8 protein-coding genes and 2 pseudogenes are annotated in these 6,661 nt (G+C 55.0%); 2 read left to right on the plus strand and 8 right to left on the minus strand.

Features of this window, described 5'->3' with window-relative positions:
- Positions 1-463, minus strand: a 463-nt coding sequence (locus RSSM_RS20435) for a DUF1559 family PulG-like putative transporter (RefSeq protein ID WP_144059986.1), incomplete at its 3' end; no start/stop codon positions are given.
- 32 nt (positions 464-495) lie between these two features.
- Positions 496-813 carry a hypothetical protein gene (locus tag RSSM_RS20440; protein ID WP_236621267.1) on the minus strand — a complete coding sequence of 106 codons (318 nt, stop codon included), beginning with the start codon at positions 811-813 and terminating at the stop codon, positions 496-498.
- A 285-nt stretch (positions 814-1,098) separates the two neighbouring features.
- On the opposite strand from RSSM_RS20440, the gene RSSM_RS34850 reads away from it, so the two are divergent.
- On the plus strand, positions 1,099-1,290 hold the full coding sequence (locus RSSM_RS34850) for a hypothetical protein (protein ID WP_008683187.1): 192 nt from the start codon (positions 1,099-1,101) through the stop codon (positions 1,288-1,290).
- 12 nt (positions 1,291-1,302) lie between these two features.
- Here RSSM_RS34850 and RSSM_RS35515 read toward each other — a convergent pair.
- The 6 genes and pseudogenes from RSSM_RS35515 to RSSM_RS20470 all read right to left on the minus strand — a co-directional run.
- Positions 1,303-1,377 (minus strand): annotated as a pseudogene (locus RSSM_RS35515) (prepilin-type N-terminal cleavage/methylation domain-containing protein); the annotation flags it as partial.
- The gene (locus tag RSSM_RS20450; RefSeq protein WP_236621265.1) at positions 1,374-1,754 is read right to left on the minus strand and encodes a type IV pilus modification PilV family protein; all 381 of its coding nucleotides are present in this window, start codon (positions 1,752-1,754) and stop codon (positions 1,374-1,376) included. The pseudogene RSSM_RS35515 and the gene RSSM_RS20450, both read right to left, overlap by 4 nt.
- An 18-nt stretch (positions 1,755-1,772) precedes the next feature.
- Positions 1,773-2,945, minus strand: coding sequence for a type II secretion system F family protein (locus RSSM_RS20455; protein ID WP_236621266.1), 1,173 nt, complete (start codon positions 2,943-2,945; stop codon positions 1,773-1,775).
- Positions 2,946-3,060: 115 nt separating this feature from the next.
- Positions 3,061-3,870 (minus strand): type II secretion system F family protein, encoded by an 810-nt coding sequence (locus RSSM_RS20460; RefSeq protein ID WP_008683192.1) that lies wholly within the window; start codon positions 3,868-3,870, stop codon positions 3,061-3,063.
- Positions 3,867-4,913 carry a type II secretion system F family protein gene (locus tag RSSM_RS20465; RefSeq protein ID WP_008683193.1) on the minus strand — a complete coding sequence of 349 codons (1,047 nt, stop codon included), beginning with the start codon at positions 4,911-4,913 and terminating at the stop codon, positions 3,867-3,869. The genes RSSM_RS20460 and RSSM_RS20465 overlap by 4 nt, the downstream gene beginning before the upstream one ends.
- The gene (locus RSSM_RS20470) at positions 4,910-6,085 is read right to left on the minus strand and encodes a GspE/PulE family protein (RefSeq protein WP_008683194.1); all 1,176 of its coding nucleotides are present in this window, start codon (positions 6,083-6,085) and stop codon (positions 4,910-4,912) included. The genes RSSM_RS20465 and RSSM_RS20470 overlap by 4 nt, the downstream gene beginning before the upstream one ends.
- A gap of 81 nt (positions 6,086-6,166) precedes the next feature.
- Between RSSM_RS20470 and RSSM_RS20475 the strand changes: the two are divergent.
- Positions 6,167-6,661: pseudogene (locus tag RSSM_RS20475) on the plus strand (type II secretion system protein); the annotation flags it as partial.

Below are 6,661 nucleotides of genomic sequence, written 5' to 3' on the forward strand. Positions count from 1 at the left end.
CTGATTCATCGATCGGCTTTTCGGTTGGATGATGCAAACCAACATAGCTGCTCGCGTTTTCGGGGTCTGGATCCGACGAAGGGCAACGTACCCCCGCATAGCTCAACTGCAGAACCGCAGCGTTGGCATCGTCGTAGACGCTGACCGACCGATCAATGTGCGATGCGATGACCGGTTGATCCAAGAGATCGAGTAAACGGCCGAGCCAATTGTGATGATCGCCAACCGCGACGCTTTCCACTGGGCCAGTTTCTGCGACGGTGCCCACCGGATATTGCAACCATCGATCATGGTAGCCCTGAACCGCCATTCCGATCAAAGTCAAGCGTGACTGGCAGGCTGCCCGTCGTGATGATTCACGCATTGTTTGCACAGCAGGTGCTGCGAGACTGACCAAGACTCCAATGATCGCGATCACAACAAGGAGTTCAACGAGAGTGAATGCGTGTCGATGATGAATCATGAGACGAGACGTCTGTAGGTGGTTGGCACGGATCATTTTTTGTTCGCCGATCGCAAAATCGAGACTCCTGGTCGTCCGTCACGAAAAACGGTGGCACGATACATCAGTGGTTCCTCTGATTGAGTTACCGGTTCGACGATGACCCATTGTCCTTCGTCGTTATGGGTAGCCGGACTGCTCACGGGAAGTCGAACGTTCGGTTCGTCGGCTAGCACCGATCCCGCGACCGCATCAATCGCGGTTTCGAGCGTTGCAATCGTTTGATGGTGTCGCTCGTTATCTCGCTCCTGTGTTGCGCGCTGTGTCACCGACGCAGCAAAGGTACCAACGAGCAGAGCCAATAGGAGCACGAGAACCAATGCAACCGATCCGCTACGCTGAGATCGTCGACATCTCGTTGTCGTTGAGAGTGAACGCATCAAGATCCCGACCCCAGTATTGCTACGATCTCAGCGGGATTTTTCATGCGATCGCGTTCCAGGATCATGCACCGAATGAGAGTGTTGTCGTTTTCTGATTCAAATCGAATTTTACCATCGCGGGTGATCGCATACGTGTCTTGTGCTACCAAGCGTTGTTCGTCGTCGAAAACTTCACGTTTGACGTGCCGCTGTGACTCGATCCGATAGACGACTGTGGATTCGGACGAATCTCGCGAGAGCGTCAACTTGTTTTTGCTCGACTACTGCGGTCGCGGCCGAATGGGCGTCATCACGAACGTCATCCGCGAAGCGGCGAAGATCTCGACGTACCAAAAACGATTCTTTGGACGCGTTATTACTTTTTTGAACGATCGTCATCAATCCCCCGACGCCGGCCAGAAGTGAACTAACCAACGTGAGAACCAACAATACTTCCAGCAGCGTGTACCCCCTTGGCAATCTGTTGGGACGTTTGCGCGCTCGGGAATTCATTCTAATTCCTCGAACCGCCAGAGGTGATGGGTCAACGTGCTGTTTCCAGATTCGACCGAGATCAAGAGGTGACGACCTTTCGTTGTTCCTGACGAGAACGGTTCCATTGTGATTTGAACATTCGAATTGCCTTGGAGATTCGACGCGGTTTCGTTTAACTCGAAAAAGGGGACATGAGATAACCGTTCTGCCACGTTCTCAATAGCGAATTGATCGACCAGTCGTTGGTTCGAAGCACGATCAAGGTCGAGTCGTGACTGATGAACCTTGAGAATGACCCCGGACGCTACCGCTAGAAACGTCAACGCGATCAAAATCTCCAACAGCATGAAGGCATCACGGTCTGCATGACGGTGAACGGAATATTTCAATCTCATTTTCGACATCGGAGGTTGCTATGTCATTGTGCGGATAAAGGTTGACAGAACGTCGAACATGAACATTGCGTAGACCAGAACAAACGCGCCGACCGCCACCGTTGCCAACGGCACCAACCAACTCATTCTCAGACTCCATTTGATCGCTTGGCGGCGTTGGAGATTATCGACCAGTTGATCAAGCGCATCGGGAAGGTTCCCGTTCGCCTCCGCTGCGCTTAACCAAGTATTCTCTGACGACGAGATGAGTTTCGAACGTTGAAGTGCGGTGGGCAATGCCGAGCCACTCTCGACTTTATCATGTGCCCGATGGCAACAGCGGCGAGCCCACCGAATTCGCATCGTTTGGCTGGCAATCTGAAGGGTTTCGCTAGCAGGTTGCCGGGCACGAATCCCGCGTTCCAAGCATCGAAGGATGTCGCAACGCCAACGGGTCAACGCCTGGTCGCCGAACCACGGCACCCAGCGTACCATCCGCCCCGGCAACCAACGAATGATGAATGCGAGCGACAACCAAATTACCAATCCCGCCACGACGATGTCGCTGATGACTTTGATTGTGTCCAACTGTTCGATTTGGAACCGCGATTTCACCGCGAATTCGCTGAGCAGTTCTCCAAGAGTCTTCAGCATCGTTAAGTGTATGGCTCGGCAGAACACCCAAGCCAGAAAGATTGTCGCGACGACGTAGATGAACTGTTGTGGGATGGGCGACGATTGTGATTCGGTTTGCCCAACATGCGCCGCTGTGGTTCGCCTGTTTGAGGCAAATTGCATTGCGAGTGACGATGCAGGCTGGCTTGGCGGAGCATCCGTCGTCGGAATGAGGAGTGCGGCAAGCGTATCTGCATCGAGAGGCAATCGAGAACGTTGGGTGGCATTGATAATCGGTTCGCCACTTTGCACGCGTGATGCAAACACCCGCGTTTGCTTTCCGAGGCGACTGTGGAAATCATTCGCCAAATTTTCGCTGAGACTAATGATCGAGGTACGGGTCCGCGTCGCCATTTGGAACCACCGGTTGAGCGAGCGGGTCTCTTCCTGATAACGGAGTCTCGCTGCCGTAGCGATCGAAGCGAGCAGCATGATAAAGATAATCACCGTGGCCGGATGAGGTGCCGCAACGGTGATCGCTAGCAGCGCCAACACCCAGAGCAGCCATTCTGCAATCTCGATCGAGATGATCGACATGCGACGCAGATTCGACGTCGGGCTCTGCTGCAGGTTTCTACGAATCGAGCGTAACGTCCCCGCCAGAAGGCAGAGAACAAACGCCGATGATAGAAATGGCAGAAAACGATCCATCTTACATCAGTCCCGACAAAATAGTGCTGATGAATGCGGACGAACTGAGCATTGCGAAAGCCGCTAGAAACACAGAGATCAGCAGCGCCGACACCGAAAGGAATTGAGTCGCACGGGCTACCCTTGATTGCGCCAGGGAGTGACATTCTTCGGTCGCCAAATGCCAAACCCGAATCGCTTCTTCGCCGGTACGTTCTTGTTCCATGAACGCTGCGATCGCCATGAGAGGTTGATCACCGACCGGGCACGATTCGAGTATCCCGCTCATCGAATGGCCCGCTCGAACTCGATCGGATGATGTCGCCGACCATCGGCTCAGTGCGGCATCGCCGACCTCGTTTGTTGCGATCGACAATGCCTCGTCGTAGGTTCGCGATCGCTTTACGGAGTGTAGGACCGACTCGCACAAACGCCCGACGGAGACGGCTCGCATCGTTGACCCGATCCAAGGGATCTTGGTCGCCGCGAGTGCCAGATGGGTGGGCAGTTTGTTGTGGATAAACAGCATCGCGATGACGTATGTTATCGTTGCGAGTAACGCCAGAACCGCGTAGCTCCACGCAAAACGCGTCATCCAAGTGACGTCGAGTTCGGTCAGCTCCCATCCGATATAGTAGACGGCTTCGCGACCTACTTCTGAAACAGCAGTAATGAGATACGAACCCACCATCAACGCGGCCATGAGATAGAAGTACGCGAACGTGAGGGAAACCGACAACGAGCGGCGGGTTTGGTTGCGGATCCCTTTCCAAAGTTCAGCCTCAGCGTTTTGGGCGATTTCGCCGTCCACGTTTGTGTTGTGTAACGTCATCCTGCGACCTCACTAACAACGTCAAAGAGCGGTACCAAGATGGTTCGCAGCATGGCTATCATCAACGCGATTACCAAGATGGCACTCACCCAACGCGGTAAAACGTTGATCCACCAACTCCGCCGGTGATGTGCGGTCTGCTGGTACAGATCGCTCAGGCGAAGCATGTCAAACGCGATGGACGTGTTGCTGCGTTGCCCCGAGACCAAATCGACGACGCATTGTTCGACCGGTTCGGGAGTTGTCTCAGGGATCGCCAATGCGGTTTCGGTTTGTGAACCGCTTTGTATGTTTTTGATCACGTGCGACCAGGACTGAGCGAACCGCGGACCGACCACTTCGGCGGCCGATGCGATGACACATCCGGCATCGATGTGGGAGGTGCTCGTGTCGCTAAAGATTCCCAATCGCATCGCAATCCACCGACAAAACGTGGCATAGCTTTGCGATGCATCACTGTCGCGAAGTGATCGCCGCAAATTCCAATACCACGCCGCACCAAACAGAACAATCGTCGCGACAGTAGCCCCTGCGGCGAGGGTGAAATTTCGAGCGAACGTTTGCCAGATTTCCATGCTCGTCGGTGAAGAAGCCGATCGGATCAGTTTGGCTTCAGAAACGGAAACCATGATCCACGGCAAAACGAAAAACGTCACGACGGATGCGACAACAACGTTGATTATCGGATTGACGATCGATAGGCGTACCAGAGTCCGTGTTTTGTTTTCTTTCCGTATCAAGCGAACGGTTTCATAGATCGGTTGCGTGGAACCCGTCTCGATCATGGTTTCCATCGCGACGCGTATCAGCGGTTGGAACCGATCCGATAGCGAGGCGATCGCCGTCGCCGGAGATTCTCCCTGTTCGATTCGCGTTCGGAGAAGCTTGGCTGCACGACCGACTTTCCCCATAGCAGCAACGTCGAGATCGGCCAAACCGGTGGCCCACGAACGGTTCGCTGCCGCCATTGCAGCGATTTCTTCGAGCAGCATCGCGAGGCTCTCATTGTCCAACGACAGCTCTGGTTTCGGTGCTGGATTCATTTCGCCCGCCCCAGAACACGAAAGACTTCCGAGGCACCGGTAACACGCTCCGCGACCAATCGGTCGGCTTGATCACGCAGCGATTCGATCCCCGCGTTGGAAATAGCACGATCGAGCTCCGGTGCAGTACAATGGTTTTCGAGAGAGTCGAAGACGGTTTGTCCGATGGATGTCGCGTCGAAGGTGACCAACTGTGCGATCGGTAGGCGGCCTCGGTAGCCGGTTCCATGACAGTGCGAGCAAACAGTATTACTGCTTGCCTGCGTATCTTCACCACCACACACGGTGCAGGTTCGGCGAAGCAACCGTTGGCAAAGGACTCCTCGCAATCCGCTCTGAATCGCAAAGGTAGGAAGCTGCATTTGCACGAGCCGGCGAAGCGTTCCGCCAATTGTCCCGGCGTGAATGGACGAGAAACATAGGTGGCCGGTCATCGAAGCTGACAACACGGCCTCCGCGGTTTCGACATCGCGGATTTCGCTGACCAACAAAACCTCGGCGTCTTGCCGTACCGCGGCACGCATCGCCGACGCCAGTGTCAAGCCGCTCGACTGTTGCAGTTGACTCTGGCTGATCGAATCAATCACCGACTCGATTGGGTCCTCAATCGTCAACACGCTCCGGCGGAATTCTCCGGCGGCGATATGTGATAGGCACGCATATAAGGTTGTTGTTTTTCCACTGCCCGCCGGGCCGGCCACCAACAGCCATCCGTCGCGGGATTCGCATATGGATCGTAGTTGAGCCAGCGTTTTTGAATCAAAACCGAGTTGATCGAGATCGCGAATCGAATCTCGTTCATCCATAATCCGGATCGCCGCGCGGTTGCCGTGCACGGTCGGAAAGACGCCCAGACGCATTTCACGCTCGCTGCCATCGTCACCCGTCCATCGAAGCGGTCCTTCCTGGGGGACGCCTCCGAGGTAGGAGGGCATGCCGGCGAGGGCCATCAGTCGCGCGACCGGGTCGCTCGCTTCGCTGCGGGGAAAGGAGTCCACTTTCTGCAAAACACCGTCGATCCGAAACGAGATCTCCCAACTGCCAGCCCGCGGTTGCAGGTGCACGTCGCTGGCGTTTCGATGGATCGCTGACGTGAGGCATTCCTTTACCAACTCGATCGCGAAGTTCGGATCTGACGGCGACGGACGAGACGGTGATACAGTAACCGGCATGACAGGTTTTGAAAAGTTGAGATCAGGCCCCGCGGAGGGCGAGGGATCGTTAGACTAGTGTTTTCAAGAAAAGAGGACCTCATGAAACGATCACAATATCGTAGCGGATTCACGCTGCTGGAGTTGCTAGTCGTCGTTGGCATCATCGGTGTTCTGATTGGGTTGTTGTTGCCCGCCGTGCAGTCGGCACGAGAAGCGGCGCGCCGAATGAGTTGCAGCAACAGCTTTCGACAGATTGCGCTAGGGGTTGCCCAGTATCATGACGCGTTTGGGCACTTGCCACCGCATGGGACGGGTACCTTCAGCAACGCCAATGACCCGACCAACACGAATCAGTTTCGGTTAAGCTTTCTCGTCTCGATCATCCCCTTTGTCGGTGAAGTCCCGGTTTGGGAAGCAATCACAGAAAAGCAGATGGGTTGGCTGCCCAACGACGTGAACATGGAGGAGAGCGACGATGGGATGATGGGAATGGGGGTACTTTGAGATGGAGTATGACGACGAGGAGGTGCAGTACCCTTATCCGGCGATGGGACCGGTACCGTCGATGCGATCCTATGAGCCTTGGCTGCATGA

Origin of the sequence: Aporhodopirellula sallentina SM41 (assembly GCF_000346505.1) — a bacterium.
In the GTDB taxonomy this organism is placed as follows: Bacteria; Planctomycetota; Planctomycetia; order Pirellulales; family Pirellulaceae; genus Rhodopirellula; species Rhodopirellula sallentina.

Bases quoted from the DNA above. Each gene is read 5' to 3' on its own strand.
- RSSM_RS20450 (WP_236621265.1), bottom strand. From the start codon at position 1,754: ATGAGATTGAAATATTCCGTTCACCGTCATGCAGACCGTGATGCCTTC.
- RSSM_RS20465 (WP_008683193.1), bottom strand. From the start codon at position 4,913: ATGAATCCAGCACCGAAACCAGAGCTGTCGTTGGACAATGAGAGCCTC.
- RSSM_RS20460 (WP_008683192.1), bottom strand. From the start codon at position 3,870: ATGACGTTACACAACACAAACGTGGACGGCGAAATCGCCCAAAACGCT.
- RSSM_RS20470 (WP_008683194.1), bottom strand. From the start codon at position 6,085: ATGCCGGTTACTGTATCACCGTCTCGTCCGTCGCCGTCAGATCCGAAC.
- RSSM_RS20455 (WP_236621266.1), bottom strand. From the start codon at position 2,945: ATGTCGATCATCTCGATCGAGATTGCAGAATGGCTGCTCTGGGTGTTG.